Annotated in this window: 18 protein-coding genes; 7 read left to right on the top strand and 11 right to left on the bottom strand. The window is 66.0% G+C overall.

From position 1 onward, the window contains the following. Positions 1-9: 9 nt before the first annotated feature. On the bottom strand, positions 10-957 hold the full coding sequence (locus ACSBQT_RS11995) for a hypothetical protein (protein WP_435001832.1): 948 nt from the start codon (positions 955-957) through the stop codon (positions 10-12). Between the two features lie 85 nt (positions 958-1,042). Between ACSBQT_RS11995 and ACSBQT_RS11990 the strand changes: the two genes are divergently transcribed. After that, on the top strand, positions 1,043-1,630 hold the full coding sequence (locus ACSBQT_RS11990; protein ID WP_435001831.1) for a MarR family winged helix-turn-helix transcriptional regulator: 588 nt from the start codon (positions 1,043-1,045) through the stop codon (positions 1,628-1,630). Between the two features lie 107 nt (positions 1,631-1,737). Here the strand turns inward: ACSBQT_RS11990 and ACSBQT_RS11985 are convergent, their stop codons facing one another. The 4 genes from ACSBQT_RS11985 to ACSBQT_RS11970 all read right to left on the bottom strand — a co-directional run bounded on the left by ACSBQT_RS11985 (position 1,738) and on the right by ACSBQT_RS11970 (position 5,843). Then, positions 1,738-2,223 carry an SRPBCC family protein gene (locus ACSBQT_RS11985; protein WP_435001830.1) on the bottom strand — a complete coding sequence of 162 codons (486 nt, stop codon included), beginning with the start codon at positions 2,221-2,223 and terminating at the stop codon, positions 1,738-1,740. Positions 2,224-2,313: 90 nt separating this feature from the next. Then, complete coding sequence (locus tag ACSBQT_RS11980) at positions 2,314-3,783, bottom strand: LssY C-terminal domain-containing protein (RefSeq protein ID WP_435001829.1); 1,470 nt, start codon at positions 3,781-3,783, stop codon at positions 2,314-2,316. A gap of 10 nt (positions 3,784-3,793) precedes the next feature. Beyond that, on the bottom strand, positions 3,794-4,906 hold the full coding sequence (locus ACSBQT_RS11975; RefSeq protein WP_435001828.1) for a MerR family transcriptional regulator: 1,113 nt from the start codon (positions 4,904-4,906) through the stop codon (positions 3,794-3,796). Between the two features lie 208 nt (positions 4,907-5,114). Next, complete coding sequence (locus ACSBQT_RS11970; RefSeq protein ID WP_435001827.1) at positions 5,115-5,843, bottom strand: HEAT repeat domain-containing protein; 729 nt, start codon at positions 5,841-5,843, stop codon at positions 5,115-5,117. 98 nt (positions 5,844-5,941) lie between these two features. On the opposite strand from ACSBQT_RS11970, the gene ACSBQT_RS11965 reads away from it, so the two are divergent. Beyond that, positions 5,942-6,571: a GyrI-like domain-containing protein gene (locus ACSBQT_RS11965; RefSeq protein WP_435001826.1), complete on the top strand. Its 630-nt coding sequence runs from the start codon at positions 5,942-5,944 to the stop codon at positions 6,569-6,571. A 74-nt stretch (positions 6,572-6,645) separates the two neighbouring features. Here ACSBQT_RS11965 and ACSBQT_RS11960 read toward each other — a convergent pair whose 3' ends face one another. Next, complete coding sequence (locus ACSBQT_RS11960) at positions 6,646-6,912, bottom strand: hypothetical protein (RefSeq protein ID WP_435001825.1); 267 nt, start codon at positions 6,910-6,912, stop codon at positions 6,646-6,648. Positions 6,913-7,063: 151 nt separating this feature from the next. Here ACSBQT_RS11960 and ACSBQT_RS11955 point away from each other — a divergent pair, with 151 nt between their 5' ends. Beyond that, complete coding sequence (locus ACSBQT_RS11955; protein WP_435001824.1) at positions 7,064-7,651, top strand: peptidoglycan-binding protein; 588 nt, start codon at positions 7,064-7,066, stop codon at positions 7,649-7,651. Between the two features lie 100 nt (positions 7,652-7,751). Beyond that, positions 7,752-8,111, top strand: a complete 360-nt coding sequence (locus tag ACSBQT_RS11950; RefSeq protein WP_435001823.1) for an ArsR/SmtB family transcription factor — start codon at positions 7,752-7,754, stop codon at positions 8,109-8,111. Positions 8,112-8,209: 98 nt separating this feature from the next. On the opposite strand, the gene ACSBQT_RS11945 is transcribed toward ACSBQT_RS11950, so the two are convergent. Genes ACSBQT_RS11945 through ACSBQT_RS11935 form a run of 3 tightly spaced genes read right to left on the bottom strand, consistent with a single transcriptional unit; the run spans position 8,210 to position 11,025 of the window. Then, a complete protein-coding gene (locus ACSBQT_RS11945; RefSeq protein WP_435001822.1) occupies positions 8,210-9,145 on the bottom strand; it encodes a DMT family transporter in 936 nt (311 codons plus the stop codon). Positions 9,146-9,185: 40 nt separating this feature from the next. Beyond that, a complete protein-coding gene (locus ACSBQT_RS11940) occupies positions 9,186-10,448 on the bottom strand; it encodes a pyridoxal phosphate-dependent aminotransferase (RefSeq protein ID WP_435001821.1) in 1,263 nt (420 codons plus the stop codon). A 4-nt stretch (positions 10,449-10,452) separates the two neighbouring features. Beyond that, on the bottom strand, positions 10,453-11,025 hold the full coding sequence (locus ACSBQT_RS11935; protein WP_410709079.1) for a peroxidase-related enzyme: 573 nt from the start codon (positions 11,023-11,025) through the stop codon (positions 10,453-10,455). A gap of 129 nt (positions 11,026-11,154) precedes the next feature. Here ACSBQT_RS11935 and ACSBQT_RS11930 point away from each other — a divergent pair, with 129 nt between their 5' ends. Further along, positions 11,155-11,460: a cupin domain-containing protein gene (locus ACSBQT_RS11930; RefSeq protein ID WP_410709080.1), complete on the top strand. Its 306-nt coding sequence runs from the start codon at positions 11,155-11,157 to the stop codon at positions 11,458-11,460. Positions 11,461-11,494: 34 nt separating this feature from the next. Here ACSBQT_RS11930 and ACSBQT_RS11925 read toward each other — a convergent pair whose 3' ends face one another. After that, complete coding sequence (locus ACSBQT_RS11925; RefSeq protein ID WP_410709082.1) at positions 11,495-12,976, bottom strand: glutamate--cysteine ligase; 1,482 nt, start codon at positions 12,974-12,976, stop codon at positions 11,495-11,497. A gap of 104 nt (positions 12,977-13,080) precedes the next feature. Between ACSBQT_RS11925 and ACSBQT_RS11920 the strand changes: the two genes are divergently transcribed. Beyond that, positions 13,081-14,253 (top strand): M20 family metallopeptidase, encoded by a 1,173-nt coding sequence (locus tag ACSBQT_RS11920; RefSeq protein WP_410709083.1) that lies wholly within the window; start codon positions 13,081-13,083, stop codon positions 14,251-14,253. A 149-nt stretch (positions 14,254-14,402) separates the two neighbouring features. On the opposite strand, the gene ACSBQT_RS11915 is transcribed toward ACSBQT_RS11920, so the two are convergent. Next, complete coding sequence (locus ACSBQT_RS11915) at positions 14,403-15,413, bottom strand: FkbM family methyltransferase (protein ID WP_435001820.1); 1,011 nt, start codon at positions 15,411-15,413, stop codon at positions 14,403-14,405. A 173-nt stretch (positions 15,414-15,586) separates the two neighbouring features. Here ACSBQT_RS11915 and menC point away from each other — a divergent pair, with 173 nt between their 5' ends. Further along, positions 15,587-16,711 (top strand): o-succinylbenzoate synthase, encoded by a 1,125-nt coding sequence (menC, locus tag ACSBQT_RS11910; protein ID WP_435001819.1) that lies wholly within the window; start codon positions 15,587-15,589, stop codon positions 16,709-16,711. Positions 16,712-16,763 lie beyond the last annotated feature (52 nt).

Here is a 16,763-nt window from a genome sequence, read left to right as displayed (position 1 = left end):
CCTTTTCGACTACGAGTTGCGACCCTGCTCGAAGCCCGCGGCGAAACCGCGCTCGAAGGCCTCTTGGACCTCCTGCTCGCGGCTGCGGCGCTCATCGGCCCAACCGAAGGGGTCGAATCCTCGTCGGCCCGGACCGAAGCCGGGACCGAAGTTCGGGCCGAATCCGCGCCGTCCGCGGCCTCCTCCGCGACGGCGGTCGCGGTCGCCGTTCCCACCCCGGGGCCCATGGGTCCCGTGACGGTCAGGGCCGCCTCGGTGATCGTCATGGTCGTGGGGGTGTTCGCGGTCGTGCGGTCCGTCGTGGCGGTCCGAGTCGTCACCGCAGCGGTCGGGACCGAAGTTGTCGACGATCTTCGACAGCGAGGCCTTGAGATTCTCGAATTCTTCCGAGGTGAGCACCTCTTCGATGCGATCGCCGACTCCGTCGCGCATATCGCGGAAGCGCTGGCGCAGCTCTTCGGGATCGATGTTCTTCGACGGTCCCCATCCGCCCCGGCCGCGCGGAGGGCCGTAGGTCACGGGCTCTTCCGGGTAGGCGGCGCCGTCGGCGACCACCTCATCGGCGTCCCAGCGGCGGCGTCCCCGCCGCATGCTTCCGAAGTCGCGGGGGTCGAATCCGGAGTCGGCGGCGGCCGCACGGAATTCGCGGCGCAGCACGTGGCTGAACTCGCGCAGCAGCTGCGGCAGATCGGCGTCGGTGTCATCACCCTTGTCGTCACCGGAATCGGTGTCGTTCACGGGCTCAGTGCCTGCGACCGAATCATTCTCCGTCGCCTCGGTCTGGTCCGCTTCGCCCGGCTGTTCGCGGTCGGAGCCGAGGCTCGAGGCGTTGGCGGCGGCGGTGTTCTCGTCGGTGTTCGGCGAGTCCTTCCGATCATCGGCACCTGTTGCGCCGGCTCCTCCGGTCGGGGTGGTGAAGTCGTTGTTGTCGTCATTGAAGTCATTGTGTGCAGTCATGTCATCTCCTTAGTTGTCATCTGACATGTATATGCAGAATGACATGCAATTCGGTTGCATGTCAAGTGGCATGTAAAATCGAATCATGAGCACGAACGATGACATTCAGGCGATCGCCGAGGCGCTCACCCGCCTGCAGTGGCGGCGCGGGCCCGGCGGCCCGCGCGGATTCGGCCCTTTCGGAGGGTTCGGTGAGCACGGCAGCCCTGGCGAGCGCGGCGGCTTCGGTGAACGCGGAGGCTTCGGAGACCGCGGTGGATTCGGTGGCGGTCGGAACTCAGACGACTTCCCTTTCGGCGGCAAGCGTCATCCCGGTGGGCCGTTCGCTGCGCACGGTCGCGGGCGTGCGCTCATCCGCCTGCTGGTCTCCCTCGTCCAGGCGGGCACGGCGCTGGGAGTCAGCGCGCTCGGCGATGCGATCGGCGTCGATCAGCCGCGTGCGTCCAGGCTCGTGTCCCAAGGCGTCGAGCTCGGCCTCCTGCGCCGCGAGGCCGACCCGGAAGATGCCCGGCGAACCCTCATCGCGCTGACGGACAAGGGACGCGCGATCACCAACAGGTTCCGCGGCGCTCAGCGTGAGAACGTCGATCAGGCTCTGAGCACATTCACCGAGGACGAACGAGCGCAGCTGGCCTCGCTGCTCACCCGCTTGGCCGACGCCTGGCCGAAGTGAGTGTCTCCATCCGTCTGTTCTGACCGGACTGCTGTCCCGGCGAGACGGGCACTCGGATGCGGTGAGCAGTCAGACCTCGGCCGCGGCTGTCTGTCAGGCGCCTGAACTCAGCCTTCGGCGAGCTGTTTGAGTCTCTTGAGTGAAGCGAGCAGATTCGCCGCGGTCGTCGACTGCGCCCGCGACAGACGCTTCGGATCGCGCAGCTCGGTCCAGTCATAGGTGTGCCGAACCAGGACCGAGTCGTCTCCGGTCGGTTCGATCTCCCACACCCACTTCTGACCGAACGGCTCTCCACCCACCTCGGAGGGATTCCAGGCGATGAGCCTGCCCTCGGCGAAGTCGACGATGTGGTTCTCCCGGTCCACACCCTTGGTCAGAGTCGTGACGAACGAGCCGCCGGTCCCGCGCACTCGCTGGCCTTCAACGGCCGAGCCGAGGTTGTCATTGCCGTCCCATTCCGGCTGTCGCTGCGGGTCGGCGATGAGTTCGAAGACCGCCTCGGCGGGGGCTGAGATCTCGATCTCGGCCGTGACCACCTTGAGGACCGGGTCGATCGAATCAAAGACGGAAGCATCGGGGGTCTGTTCGGTCATGAAGTCCTGCCTTCGTGTGTGGTCCAGCCTCGGCGTCGAGCTGAAGTGCGGAGTGGATCGGACACGGTCAGAATACACGGACCCTCCGCGTCAGTCCTCGAGTCCGCGGTCCTGTCGCTCGGCTCGCAAGGCTGCCGTGCTGAAGCGGGTGAACATCCGGGAGGAGTCGCTCGACAGCGCCAGCAGCACCGCCACCTGCATGGCGATGGTCGTCAGCGCGTACATGTTCGTCGCGAGGTCGCGGTCTCCGGTGAAGTAGTTCGTCATCGACACGATCACGGAGATCGTCGAGAGCGTGAGGATCCACAGCCTGGCCCGGTTGCTGCCACGGAACACCGCAGTCGAGGCGATGACCTGCAGACACCCGATGAGGAGGCTGACGCCGACGAGCACTCCCGCGACGATGCGCGTGGCCGTGTCATCGCTGACGGCCGCTATGTCCGAGCTGTAGCCGACGACTTCGGACCGCAGTCCGTTCCAGTCGAGGAGCATGCTGATCACATCCCACGCCTGGAAGAGCAGCAGGACGAGCACGAGGACCGCTCCGACGACGGTCTGCAGCGGCCGCTGTCGCCACAGCGTCTTCGTCACTTCGGACACACTGTGTGCTTCGGAGTAGATGCGGGTGGCGTCGAGGGCCAGTTCCAGACGTTCGGGATGATCGGCTTCGTCGGTGACCACCTCGGTGACGTCGACGATCGGCAGGTGCCCGTCGGTGACGATCGCATCGCCGCCGCCGTTGCGGGAGTGGTATCCCGTGGAGAAGTCCTTGATCCGATCAACGGCGATCACGTCGTCGGCGCCGGTGACGGTATCGACGATGTGGTCGCGTTCGACGTCGGTATTCTCTTCGATCTTGTGGGTGAACTGGAGGGTGAACAGGGAGATGCCGACGGCTTTGTCATAGGTTCCGGCGGCCAGCCAATCGGCCTGGTGCCCGCCGGGCAGCAGCCATCCGTGCGGGCATTTCCAGAACCGCACATGGTGCCGCTGGCCCGGATCTCCGTCGACTTCCTGCTGGTAGGCGAAGTCCTGACGGCGACCGAACAGCAGCAGCGGGGACACCGGCGCCTGCGGGTAGCTGCGCTTCGTCACTGTCGAACGGATGATCTCCCACGTCGATGCGGGAGTGATGCTGTCGGCGAGGATCCATCCTGCTTCGCGCATCGCGTGATGGATCTGCGCTTCTTCACCACGCCAGGCGAGGTTGACCGGATCGCCGAGCAGACCGTCAGAGGTGCGAGTGCGGCCGATGAAGTAGTTCGGCACATAGATCTGGGACAGGATGCGGTGCAGTCTGGGCAGAGCCAGATAGGACACGACTCCCCAGAACACGAGCAGCGTGAGCACCTGCCACCAGCCGAGGCTGAATCCCTTGAGCAGGATGAGCAGCGCCAGCCAGGTCGAGGCCGCTCCGGCGAAGAGGAAGAACAGGTAGTCGAGCACCCCGGTGGGCGTGAAGTGGTGTCGCCGATAGACGAACGGCTGCCTCAGCCGCCGCTTCTGCCCGACCGCCGCACCGGCCGCATCCGTTCCGTCCGTCGTCCCGCCCGTTGTCATGAGGGCCAGTTTAATGATCCGAGCTCAGCCGCCGGAATGAGGAAGACCCGACGTCCCGCCGGCGTCGGTCGAGTGCGGCGAGCGCGGTGGCCGCGAGTTCCGGGCTGTCATCGTCGCTGAGCTCGGCGATGAGGTCACTGCTGCGGTCGCCGGGGATCTCGAGGAGGACTTGGAGCACCCGGAACCGTATCTGTGGATCGTTCGAGTCCGCTTGTCGGTGCAGTTCGGTGAGGATCCGTTCGCTGATGACGGCAGTCGGTCCGGTCGCGTCGACGATGGAGCCGAGGGTCTCTGCCGCCTCGATGTCCTTCGGTCCGTTCATCGCCATGTCGAGCAGCACGGGCACGGCCTTCTCATCACCTGAGCGGCCGAGGGTGAGCGCGGCGATGCTGCGGATATCAGGGTCGACATCGTCGAGTCCCTGGTCCAGCGCCTGCCGGATCATCGATGTCGAGCGTGAGTCGAGTTTCTCATCCGGTGTGGTTCTGCGAATCTCGTCGAGGGCAAGGAGTGCATTGCGACGCACTTGGGCCGATGTGTCGTCCATTCCGACCACAACATGAGGCACGGCCTCGGCACCTGCTTGGGCGAGCGCCCACCGCATGGCCCCGGCCGCGTTGAGCACGGTCTCCTGCAGGACCGCCTGTGCCAAGGTCTCGATCGGCATTCCTCCGTCGACTCCGCCGCCGAGTGCGGCCTTGTGCCGCTGGATGACGTCGTCGGATTCGAGAGAACGCATGAGATCAATGGTGTACAGGAGAGACTCGCCGTCGGCTCGGCCGAGCCGAGCGACGGACTGAAGGTGGTCGAGCAGACGCTGCTCGGCCGCGATCCGCTCACGTGCCTGGTCGATGAGGTCCCCGAGCACCCTGCCGGGGGCGAAGTCCGGTTCGGACAGCACCCGACCGACTTCGGTCAGAGACATCCCGAGTTTGCGCAGACCCTCGATGTGGAAGATGCGACCGATGTCGGAGTCGGAGTACTCCCGATAGCCGCCGGGCGTCCGCTGGGTGGGCGAGACGAGGCCCAACGATTCGTAGTGGCGCAGCATGCGCGCGCTCACACCGGAGCGCCGGGCCACTTCGCCGATGAGCATTGCCACCTCTTCTCTGCTGTCAGCCACTCTATGCCGCAATCGCGGCCCTCCGGGTGCATTGCTCCGAAGTTCTTCGCTGCCTGGGACCTTTCGGACGTCACTCAACGGTCGCAGGCGGATTTCGCACAGGTGCTGGAACCGCGCGCTGAAGGAAGGGATCCGAGACCTCGGCCGTGTGCCGACGGGCTTGCCCCACCCGTCGGCACACGCACGACCGGACCTTCCCTGTGCCGATTTAGACCGTGGCCTCGGACCCCAGTGCGACCACCCGCTTGGCTGCGTCCAAGGCGTGGGCGAAGCCGGCATCCGGGTCATCAAACATGTCCCGAGTCGCCATGGCGTGAGCCCGCACTGTGTCGTCCTCTGCATGAAGCCTCTCATCGACCACTGACACGAGATCCTCGCCGAGTGCCACAAGCGCTCGGCTGAGGCTCTTCTGCATCTCGAGATCCCCTCGCCCCAACTGTGTCACCAGGGCGGATGCCAGTTCCTCGCGACTTTGACCGGGCACCAGAGCAACGGCGGCTCTCCACGCACTGCGGGCCACCTCGGTGTCGGCATGGGCGATGAGGGCGGTGCCGATCCGGGCCGGGTCCATGGCCGGCCAGGCGCGGACGTCACCGATCTTCGACAGGGTGTGCAGGGATTGGCTGATCGCCTGCGGCAGCGGCGAGTCGAGTTCGGCTACGAGGCGGGGAACGGTGTCGTCGGAAGGCAGGCGAGTGAGTGCCCAGGTGAGCATGTCGCGGACGAAGAAGTCCGGTTCGATGCGGCACCGGGCGATGAGCACGTCGAGGTCACGGGGCTCGGCCCGGGTGCCGATCGCCATCGCCGCCTGCAGGCGCTGCTGCGGGTTCGACGCACTCAGCGCGTCGATCATGGGGTCGCCGGTGTCGTTCCGACGGCCGGTACCAGTCGAAATCTCCGGTTCGGAGGCCTGGTGGTGCTTGTGTGGATGTGTCATGGTCTCCACCTCCTTGCCACCCAGTGAAGACCCTGACATCGTGTCAAGGTCAAGCGGATCAGACTCATCTCATTCCCACCCCTGGAGCGGAGCCTCGAATGGACAAGATCGATTTCAAGAGATCGCTGCCGAGTCTCCGCGCGAAGCAGGGGCGATTCGACCTCATCGAGGTGCCGGAATCGCGGTACCTCATGATCGATGGCCACGGGGACCCGAACACCTCGCCGGATTTCGCATCGGCGCTGACGAGCCTCTATCCGCTCGCCTATGGGCTGAAGTTCTTCAGCAAGCTCGAACTCGGCCGCGACTATGTCGTGCCTCCGCTCGAGGGGCTGTGGTGGGCCGATGATATGGCGGCGTTCACGAGCGCCCGGGACAAGTCAGCGTGGGACTTCACGCTGATGCTGTTCGTCCCGGACTGGTTGGACGCAGGCCACGTCGACGGCGTCATCGACACGGTCCGGGCGAAGGGATCGGCGCCCCGCCTCGGCGAGATCCGGTTCGAGTCCCTGCGGGAGGGCACGTGCGTCCAGACCCTGCATATCGGCCCCTTCGACGAGGAAGGGCCGGTCCTCGAACACATGCACGCCGATGTCATTCCCGACGCAGGGATGACGATGACTGGGAAGCACCACGAGATCTACCTCAGCGACGTTCGCCGCACAGCGCCGGAGAAGCTGCGCACGATCCTCCGCCAGCCGGTGATTCCGCGGGACGACCGCGGCTGATTCGGCCCGAGACCGGCGTCGATGCTGTATTCGACCTCTGCCGTGACTCAACCGGCCCGACCGCTGCGAACGAATCAGCCTCCGCTCGACCAGCCTCCGGACACCGGGGCAGTGGTGCTCGGACCGGGGGCGCCGTCCGCGTCGGAATCGGAGGATGAGGAACCGACCGACGAGGAGTCCGAGGTCGGCGATGAATCTGTCGACGATGATTCCGAGGACAGGAAGATGACGGCGACGAGGATGCCGGCAACGGTCAGGATGCCGACGGCGATGAAGGAGAAGACCACGATGAGGCAGGTCATCAGGGGTGGGCGGTTGTTGCGCCGAACGATTCTCACCATGGTTCAAGCCTAAGCTGTGCGGGGCCGTCCGAGACGAGCCCGCACTCGGCTCCGCTCGCACCCTCGCCGCCTCTCGGCCGTGACCTTCCTGTGATAAAAACCTCGGCGTTGCCCCATGCACACTTAAGTTTGTTGCATTATCGTTATATTCATGCCTCGTCTGACCTCATCTCGCAAGGGCCGCCGGTCCATGCTCACTGGTGCCCTCATCGGGCTCGGGGCAGCAGTGATGGCACTGGTCGTGGGCGCCGTCATCATCCTCAATTCCCCCATTTCGTTCGGTTCCACGAAGATCAGGCAGATGCAGATGGCTTCGGTCAACCAGCTCAGCCAGCAGCAGATCGACAACGCTCGGCTCATCATCGGCGTCGGCCGCGGCGGCAACTTCGACGACCATGCGATCAGGATCGCCCTCATGACGGCGCTGCAGGAGTCCTCGCTGCGCAATCTGGACTCCGGCGACCGTGATTCGGTCGGCCTGTTCCAGCAGCGTCCTTCACAAGGCTGGGGCGAGCCCCATCAGCTCACCGATCCGATCTACGCGGCCAAGGCGTTCTACGGGATCAACCCCGAGGTCGAGAACCCCGGCCTCAACCAGATCGACGGCTGGGATTCGATGTCACCGACCGAAGCCGCGCAGTCCGTGCAGCGGTCGGCACTTCCGGACGCCTACGGTCAGTGGGAGTCCTTGGCCGATGACCTCCTCGGCTCGCAGGCCGACGTCGAAGCGCTCGACTGAGGCGCTGGCAGCCCCGACCGCCCGAACCCCGCGACAGGCGCAACCACCCCACTGTGCCTGATATCGCATGACCACGCCGGTTGTCCGGTAATCTGCACTCATGGCTTCCGTTCCCGATTCCGTCCCCGTCAGTGACGATGTCGAGCAGCTCCTGCTCAACCCCGAGGACCATCTCGAAGCCATCACCGAGACCGCCGACCTCTTCAAGGCACTCGGCACACCCTCCCGGCTGAAGATGCTGCTCGTCCTCACCCACGGCGAGGCCACGGTCACGCACATCGTCGAGGCGACCGGACTGTCCCAGCCACTGGTGTCCCAGCACCTGAAGTTCCTCCGCGGGCTCCACCTCGTCGGCGTCAATCGGATCGGCCGCGAAGCCTACTATTCGCTCAAGGACGACCACGTCGCCCACATCATCGTCGACGCCATCGCCCACACGATCGAGGCCCACGAACACTGAGTTCCACCCGGGGCGCTGCTTCCGCAGCGATTCCTTCGCCGAGGCGGCCCACCGTTCCCAGCCCACCGCAGCGAATCTCTCGCCGAGGCAGCCCACCCCTACCGACGTCGACGACGTGTGAGCGCTTCGGGTCCCCCACCGACGACCCAGACGATGAGGGCCACGAGGACGGCACCGATCCACTGTCCCGCCTGCAGCCGTTCCCCGGCGATGAGGGATCCGAGCACCACTGCGGACAGCGGTTGAAGCAGCATGAGCGCCGCGGTCATCGGCACCGGCACCAGCGGACTCGAAATGCTCAGCAGCACCCACGACAGCGCCTGACCGCAGACGGCCAGGGCGATCATCCAGCCCCAACCGGCCCAGCCGAGGTCGAAGTCGAGGCCGCCGAGGGTCAGCCCGGCAACCGCAGTCATCACACCGGCCGCGATCGTGCCCACCTGGACCGGGGCGACGACGAAGTCTCCGGCGACCTTCCGGCTGTGGTGGATGCCGAAGATGTACACGCCGTAGAGCACACCGGACAGGACCCCGAAGATCGCTCCCCGCGTCGGATTCGCCGCCGTCTCGTCGGCACCGAACACTCCCCCGGTCAGCAGCATGCCGATGATCATGATCGGCACGCACCCGATGAACAGCCATCCCGGCCGGGAACCGCCGAACGCCCACACCAGCGCCGGGAACACGATCACCTGCACGCTGATGAGGACCGTGGACACGCCCAGCCCGGCATCGAGCACACTCTGCGCCCACAGCACATAGTCGATGCCGAGTGCCGCTCCCGAGACCGCGGCGATGAGGATCGCCTTCGGCGGGAAACGGCCGTGCCGCCGCAGCTCGAGCACCGCTAACGGGGCGAGCACAATGACCGCTAACCAGCACCGCAGGAAGGCGGCGGTGGGGGCGGTCGCCTCGGCGAGGATGACGAACAGTCCGGCCGATCCGAGCAGGACGGCGGCCAGAATGATGCCGAGCACCGGCAGGGCCTTGCCCGCGGGAGGCGGCCCTCCCGCCCGCACATCCTCGGCGCTCATCGGACCCCCTCGCCGGGACTCAGCTCACGACGTTCAGGGCTCATCCCATGAAGTCGAGGATGCGGTCGATGGCTTCGGCCGTACGGTCCGCTCCGACGGCCAGCGACAGGCGCACCGAACGAGAGCCGGCGACGGAGTCGAAGTCGTCACCGGGGGCGAGCGCGACGCCGGTGGCCTCGAGCACCTGCGCGCACCACTGGCCGGCCGTGGCAATTCCCGCGCGGTCGAGAATGTCGTCGATTCTGGCGTACATATAGAAGGCGCCGTCGGGTGGGGCCATCTCGCCGAAGCCGAGGTCCGCGCGGGCGCCCAGGACGTGTTCGCGGGCACCGGCGAACGAAGCCACTGCGGCCTCGCATTCGGCATAGGACTCGTCCGCAAAGGCCGCGACCGCCGCGTACTGCGCCGGGACCGGGGCGCACAGGGAGAGGTTGCCGGTGACGTTCTGAGCCGGGGCGACGAGCGCTTCGGGCAGGATCGCCCAGCCGAGTCGCCACCCGGTCATGCCCCAGTATTTGGAGAACGAGGAGATGACGACGGCCGAGTCGTCGTGGGCGAGTGCGCATTCGCCGCGGGTGCCGATATAGCTGATGCCGTGGTAGATCTCATCGGAGATCACCTGCACCCCGTTGTCCCGGCACCACTCAACGAGGCGGCCGAGCGCCTCGGGGCCGATCATCGTGCCCGTCGGGTTCGCGGGTGAGGCGAGCATGAGCCCCTTGAGCGGGGCCTCAGCATGGGCGGCGGCCAAGAGGTCGACGGTGGGCTGGAACCCTTCGTCGGCACCGCAGTCGAGTTCGACGACCTCGCAGCCGAGTGCCGCGAGGATGTTCTTGTATGCCCCGTATCCGGGTCGGGCCAGGGCCACCCGGTCACCGACGTCGAAGCAGGTGAGGAACGTCGTCTGGAAGGCGCCTGAGGACCCGGTCGTCACGGCGATGCGGTCGGGCGCGATGTCGAGTCCGTACCAATCGCGGTAGTGGGAGGCGATGGCTTCGCGCAGTTCGGGGATGCCGAAGATCGGCGAGTATCCGAGTCCAGTGCCGTCGTTCATGACCTCGGCGGCGCGGGCGAGCACAGGACTGGGCGCGCCCTGGGTCGGTTCTCCCAGGCACATGGCGATGGTGTCACGACCGGCGCGCTGCATCTGCCCGACGGTGGCGACGATGCCCATCGCGGCGAAGGGTCTGACGAGCCCGGATCGGGCGGAGGCGGCCGGGATGGTTTCGGCGGAGGCGGCCGGACCGGAAACGGCGGAGGCGCGGGTGGCGGGGCCCGCCTCGGCGGGGGTGGATGAGGTCATCGGTTCACTTCTTCTCACGCGGGAGGCGGCCGAGGGTGTAGAATTCCGGGTTCGGGAGCATTCCGGAGATGTGGGCCATGCGGTTGGACAGGCCGAAGAAGCCGGTGATCGCGGCGATGTCCCAGGCGTCTTCGGCGTCGAATCCGTGGTCGGCAAGCTTCTGGTGGTCGGCGTCGCCCACGGCCCATGGCTCTTCGCAGACCTTGACGGCGAAGTCGAGCATGGCCATCTGACGTGGGCTGATATCGGCTTGGCGGTAGTTCGTGGCGATGACATCGGCGATGAGCGCGTCCTTCTGGAAGATCCGCAGCATCGCTCCGTGCGCGACGACGCAGTAGAGGCAGTGATTGATCGCCGAGGTGGCCACGACGATCATCTCCCGATCGGCCTTGGTCAGGTTCCCCGTCTCCTTCTCCATGAGCGCGTCGTAGTAGGCGAAGAAGGCGCGGAATTCGTCCGGTCGGCGGGCCAGGGCGAGGAAGACATTGGGCACGAAGCCCGACTTCTCGGCGACCTCGAGGATCTGGGCGCGGATGTCATCGTCGACGTTGTCGATGTCAGCAAGTGGGTATCGCATATCACTCATGCTAGCCCGGGTGGATCGGTTCAAGTCGAGTCCGCACAGGACGATACAGTGAGTGCGTCTGGTCCGTCCCGGCTTCCGCTCGATTCCACGGGAGCCGCTCGCGTATCGAAGGAGATCACCATGACCGAAGGCAATGCAGCAGACACCGGTTCGACCGGCGAGGTCCAGCTCGACAACGGCGTCTTCCGAGTGACGAAGTGGACGATCCGCCCCGATGGCGTCATCCCGATGCACAAGCACGAGTACGAGTACGTCGTCGTGCCGATGGTCACGGGCACGATGCTCGTGCGCAATTCGGACGGCACCGAGATCCGCGCCGAACTCGAGGCCGGAGTCTCCTACACACGCCCGGCAGGGTCCGAGCACGAGGTCTCGAACCCCGGAGGCAGCGCCGACGTCGTCTTCGTCGAGGTCGAACGCCTCTGAGTCTCGTCGCCTGCCCCGTGAGGAGAAGTCAGCCTCAGCGGGTGGGGATCTCCCAGGTGTGGACGGGCTTCCCGGTCGCCTGGTTCGCGAGATAGGCATCCATCATCGCTGTGATGCCCTCGGCGCGTTCGGGTGAGTCCTGGCGGCTGCCGGGCGCGAGGCTCTCGAGAGCCTTCAGCTGCCAGGTCGCACCGTTGACGCGGCTTTCGGCACGGCCTTCGATGATCGACATGTATTCGTCGATGACGTCCTTGTCGATATTCAGGCGTGAGAGTCCGCGCCTGGCCTGCGGTGCGAGCACATCGGTGACGAGGTCGGCCACGCCGATGCGTCCGATCTTCGGCCAGGTCACCCGGGCCTCGATCCCGTCTTTGGCGCAGGCGTTGAAGTTCTCCTCCGCCTCGGCGAATGACATCCGCGACCACACGGGACGGTTCTCCCCGACGAGGAACTCGGCCAGGCCGTAGTAGAAGGCGGCGTCGGCGACCATGTCGACCGGGGTCGGACCGGCCGGCAGCAGTCGGTTCTCGACACGGATGTGTGCGCCTCCGTCACCGGAGTTGTAGATGGGACGGTTCCAACGCCACACCGTGCCGTTGTGCAGATTGAGTTCGAAGAGCTTCGGAGCGTCGGCGGCACGGAATTCGACGAAGTCCTTGATCTCGGGCAGCAGCGGCGGGAAGTAGCGGACGTTCTCCTCGAAGAGGTCGAAGACGCTGGTGATCCACCGTTCGCCGAACCATACGCGCGGACGCACGCCCTGGTTGACGAGTTCGGGTGTGCGGGTGTCGATGGACTGCGCGAAGATCGGGATCCGGGATTCGTGCCACAGCTTGCGGCCGACGAACAGCGGTGAGTTCGCTGCCATCGCCACCTGCGCCCCGGCGATCGCCTGCGAGGCGTTCCACGCGTCGGCGAACCGGTTCGGCGCCACCTGCAGGTGCAGCTGCATCGACGTGCAGGAGGACTCCGGAGCGATGTCGGAGAACTCCGCCTTGTACCGCTCTTCACGGCCGAGTTCGATGCGGACATACTCGCCGCGGGCGTCGATGACCGAGTTGCTCAGCGCCTCGTAGCGGTTCTCCTCGGTCATCCACTTCTCGTCGGTGAGGAATTCGGTGGTCAGGGTCGGCAGGGTGCCGATCGACACGACCTTGAGTCCGTCCTCCTCGGCGGCCTTCTGCGCTTTCTCCAAGCGGTGGGCGACACCGGCTTCGAGGGTCTTCAGCCCCCGCCCGGCCACCTGGAGCACGGGATGGTTGAGTTCGAGGTTGAACCCTCCGATCTCGGACTGGTATTCGTCATCGAGGCGATCGAGCACCTCCTTGTTCCGCAGGCTCGGCTGATTGCCCTCGCCGACGAGGTTGAGCTCGAGTTCGAGCCCGATCGTGCCCGCCGATTTGAAATCCGCATGACGAAGGTAGGTATCGAAGAGCTCGAGGTTCTCCGCGAGCTTCTCCCGATACAGTGTGCGTTCCTCCGGCGTGTACCGCTTCGAGCTGACTGCCTCACCCATAGGACTAGCAAACCACAGACAGCTGGGTTTGTGCGCGGCCGCCGTCCACAGGCACCATCCGGACACCTGCGATGCCGGCAATCGACCTTCCGTAGACTCGCCCTATGACTTCGACCACATCATCTGCACCCCTGCCCGCTGACTTCGTCGAACAGGCGAAGCGACGTCTGCCCGACATGCTCGCCGACATCGAACGGGTCATCTCCCTCGAAACCCCCTCGCACGACAAGGCCGCCGTGGCCGCAGGAGCACGGGACTTCGCCGCGCTCCTGGGGGACCGCCTCGGTGCCGAGGCGGAACTGCTCGAGGTCGACGGCACCGCCCACCTGCGTCTGCGCTTCGGCACCGGACCGGCCCGCGTCGTCCTGCTCAACCACCAGGACACGGTGTGGCCGCACGGCACCCTCGAGCGCATCCCCTTCTCCACCGATGATGGGATCCTCCGCGGTCCCGGCAGCTTCGACATGCTCACCGGGGCGATCATGAGCGTACACGCGACCGCGATGGTGGCCGACCACCTCGGCGAGGGCGGGCTGGACGGTCTGTCGATCCTCGTCACCGGTGATGAGGAGATCGGATCCGTGTCCTCGTCGGACCTCATCCGCGCCGAGGCGGCCGAGGCGAAGGCCGTGTTCGTCATGGAGGCGAGCGCCGGCGGGGCGCTCAAACTCGAGCGGAAGGGCACGAGCAACTACGTCCTGAAGTTCACCGGCAAGGCCTCGCACGCGGGTCTCGAACCGGAGAAGGGCATCAACGCGGGAATGGCCCTGGCTCTGACTCTGCCGTTGGTGGCCGACCTGGCCGATGCCGCGGCCGGGACGACGGTGGTGCCGACCGTGATCAGCGCGGGGACCACGTCGAACACTGTGCCGGCCGAGGCGCGGGTGGACATCGATGTGCGCGCCCGCACCGCCGCCGAACTCGAACGCGTGGATGCGCAGATCCGTGAGTTGGCTGCGAAGCCGCAGGTGGAGGGCTCGACGACGGAGGTGCTCGGTGGAATCAACCGGCCTCCGTTCGAACCTGAGCAGTCGGCTGCGCTCTTCGACAGGGCGACGGCTCTCGCCGGCGAACTCGGGCTGCCCGCGCCGCAGGGAGTGTCTGTGGGCGGTGCCTCGGACGGGAACTTCACTGCCGGTGACGGCATTGCCACTCTCGACGGTCTCGGTGCCGTCGGCGATGGGGCGCACGCCGAACACGAACACGCCGTCATCGACGAGATCGCCCCGCGCACCGCTCTGCTGGCCGCTCTCATCGCCGATCAGCTGCAGGGCTGAAGCGGGTCGGGCGGCTTCCTTTCGCTGCCGCCGACCAGTCCCGCTGCCAGTGCGCCGGGGCCTCCCCTACGCAGTTAAGTGTGCGCAGATTGCCAGTTTCGAGCCGAAAATGTGCAATCGGCGCACAGTTAACTGTCGGCAGCAGGGCTTCAGTCGACCGGGTAGCCCGCCGCGCGCATCTGATCCGGTGACTTCAGCGTGAACAGCCAGTCGCGCAGGTGAGGATCCGGGCGGATCGTCGTCCGCGCGTTTAGTCGATCTTCGCCGACGAGGTAGTAGTGGTAGCCGTGCTCGCCGAGGTGGCCCATGAGTTCGCGTGGTTTCGCGCGGTCATCGAGGACTTCGCAGAGGATGTCCGGGTGCAGCGCGGCGAGGAAGTCCTGCCCGTGAGCGAAGACATCGTTCTCACCGCCTTCGACGTCGATCTTCACCGTCACGCGCGGTGCCTCGCCCCGACCTGAAACGTCGGGAACACCTTCCCCGGCGTGGGACTGCGCATCGCGTCCCGACGTCTCTGCCAGCACCTCGGGCAGGAGTGCGTCGAGAGAAGTGAAGCGCACCTCGGCGTCGGAATCGAAGTGCATATCGGAGGAGTAGAACGACGGCAGTGCCGATCCCCCGTCCCCGATGGGCACCTTCATCCAGGTGTCGGGGCTGCCGACCCCGGTCGGGTGGACGGTCACGCGGCTGTTGAAGCCGTTGCGTTCGACGTTCTTCTCCACACCCGCGACCACAGCGGGGATGATCTCGAAGACGTGGGCGCGCACATTCTCGTTCGCGGCGAGGACGGCCATGGTGAAGACCCCGGTGTAGGCACCGATGTCGAGGAAGACATCGGCATCGGCGCTGAGCGCGACCATGAGGTCGAGGGCGAACGCGTCTTCGGGTTCGGTGCGTCGGCCCCTTCCCCAGTAGAACTCTTTGGCGATCTCGCAGCGGAAGGGCTCGACGAGGATGAAGTCGGCTCCGCCCGCTCGTCCGCGGATCTCGGTGAGTTCGATGGGGGCGGGAAGGCGACCGATCTTCAGCCCTCTGATCCGGGGCGCGATCGTTCGCAGCAGAGGGTGGAGCGCAGGTTGTGCGAGGGCGGTTTTGACCGGCAGCTTGAGGCCGAACCAGGACTGTCTGCGCGCGGTGAAAGTGCGCAGGTGGTCATTCACGACGATGGCCCCCTTGCTGACAGGAAGACTTTTGTTCACACTATCAATCGCCGGCCCGCCGCTCCAGGGTTCTTCCGGACCTGATTCGCGATACTCGCCGCCTCTTTGCGGAACGCTGGCATAAGGTGGAAGCGAAGACCCATCCGCCCCGTTGCGAAGCAGGAGCCCGGCATATGAAACTCAAGTCAGTCACCCTCCACCAAGTCTCGATTCCCCTCGTCACCCCGTTCGAGACCTCGTTCATGAGGGAGACGGAGAAGGACTGCTACCTCGTCGAGGCTGTCTTCGACACCCCGCAGGGCGAGGTCACCGGGTGGGGCGAGTCCGTGGCGATGATCTCTCCGCTCTACTCCTCCGAATATGTGGCCGCCGGCATCGATGTCACTCGCCGCTGGCTGGCACCGCTGCTCTTCGACGTCGAGAATCTCACCGCGGAGACCGTCGGCTGGCATCTGCGTCATGTCATCGGCCACCCGATGGCGAAGTCGGCTCTGGAGATGGCCGTCATCGAGGCTCAGCTCAAGCTCAACAACCAGTCATTCAAGGACTACCTGGGCGGAGTGGTCGACTCCGTGCCTTCAGGAGTGTCCGTCGGCATCCAGGATTCCGTCGAGGAGACCGTCAAGGTCATCGGCGGCTACCTCGAAGAGGGGTATGCCCGGATCAAGTTGAAGATCAAGCCCGGCAAGGACATCGCCCCGGTGGCCGCGGTGCGCAAGGCCTTCGGCGACGACTTCGGCTTCCAGGTCGACGCGAACGCCGCTTACACTCTCGTCGACGCCGCACACCTGCGCCGCCTCGACGACTACGGTCTCCTGCTCATCGAACAGCCCCTCGGCGAGGCCGACATCCGCCAGCACGCCGAGCTCGCCAAGCTCATGGACACCCCGATGTGCCTCGACGAGTCGATCGTCTCCGCCGAGGCGGCCGCGGACGCGATCATGCTCGGCGCCACCTCGGTGATCAACATCAAGCCCGGACGGGTCGGCGGGTTCATCGAGGCGAAGAAGATCCACGATCTCGCCGCCGCCCACGGCGTCGCCGTCTGGCACGGCGGAATGGTCGAAACCGGTCTGGGGCGGGCGGCGAATGCGGCGCTGGCCTCGCTGCCGGGCTTCACCCTGCCCGGCGACATCTCCGGCTCGAATCGGTTCTTCCACGAGGACATCACCGAGGAGATCGTCATGTACGACGGCAAGGTCGACGTGCCCACCGGCGTCGGCTTCGGAGTCTCCATCGACCCGGCCAAGCTCGAACGCTTCCGCACGGATTCAGTGGAGATCCTGCCCGGACAGTAGGACAAGGTTCGCCGAGGCGGCCCTCCCCTCACCGGGCACCGACCGGCAGGCG

Source organism: Brevibacterium sp. H602, assembly GCF_051172395.1.
GTDB lineage: Bacteria > Actinomycetota > Actinomycetes > Actinomycetales > Brevibacteriaceae > Brevibacterium.
Note: the sequence above shows the minus strand (reverse complement) of the source record. Positions and strands in the feature narration are given on the sequence as shown.

Coding starts and splice junctions, on each gene's coding strand:
- ACSBQT_RS11950 (WP_435001823.1), top strand. CDS start 7,752: ATGGCTTCCGTTCCCGATTCCGTCCCCGTCAGTGACGATGTCGAGCAG.
- ACSBQT_RS11985 (WP_435001830.1), bottom strand. CDS start 2,223: ATGACCGAACAGACCCCCGATGCTTCCGTCTTTGATTCGATCGACCCG.
- ACSBQT_RS11965 (WP_435001826.1), top strand. CDS start 5,942: ATGGACAAGATCGATTTCAAGAGATCGCTGCCGAGTCTCCGCGCGAAG.
- ACSBQT_RS11995 (WP_435001832.1), bottom strand. CDS start 957: ATGACTGCACACAATGACTTCAATGACGACAACAACGACTTCACCACC.
- ACSBQT_RS11990 (WP_435001831.1), top strand. CDS start 1,043: ATGAGCACGAACGATGACATTCAGGCGATCGCCGAGGCGCTCACCCGC.
- ACSBQT_RS11935 (WP_410709079.1), bottom strand. CDS start 11,025: ATGCGATACCCACTTGCTGACATCGACAACGTCGACGATGACATCCGC.
- ACSBQT_RS11925 (WP_410709082.1), bottom strand. CDS start 12,976: ATGGGTGAGGCAGTCAGCTCGAAGCGGTACACGCCGGAGGAACGCACA.
- ACSBQT_RS11940 (WP_435001821.1), bottom strand. CDS start 10,448: ATGACCTCATCCACCCCCGCCGAGGCGGGCCCCGCCACCCGCGCCTCC.
- ACSBQT_RS11930 (WP_410709080.1), top strand. CDS start 11,155: ATGACCGAAGGCAATGCAGCAGACACCGGTTCGACCGGCGAGGTCCAG.
- ACSBQT_RS11920 (WP_410709083.1), top strand. CDS start 13,081: ATGACTTCGACCACATCATCTGCACCCCTGCCCGCTGACTTCGTCGAA.
- ACSBQT_RS11960 (WP_435001825.1), bottom strand. CDS start 6,912: ATGGTGAGAATCGTTCGGCGCAACAACCGCCCACCCCTGATGACCTGC.
- ACSBQT_RS11945 (WP_435001822.1), bottom strand. CDS start 9,145: ATGAGCGCCGAGGATGTGCGGGCGGGAGGGCCGCCTCCCGCGGGCAAG.
- menC (WP_435001819.1), top strand. CDS start 15,587: ATGAAACTCAAGTCAGTCACCCTCCACCAAGTCTCGATTCCCCTCGTC.
- ACSBQT_RS11955 (WP_435001824.1), top strand. CDS start 7,064: ATGCCTCGTCTGACCTCATCTCGCAAGGGCCGCCGGTCCATGCTCACT.
- ACSBQT_RS11970 (WP_435001827.1), bottom strand. CDS start 5,843: ATGACACATCCACACAAGCACCACCAGGCCTCCGAACCGGAGATTTCG.
- ACSBQT_RS11980 (WP_435001829.1), bottom strand. CDS start 3,783: ATGACAACGGGCGGGACGACGGACGGAACGGATGCGGCCGGTGCGGCG.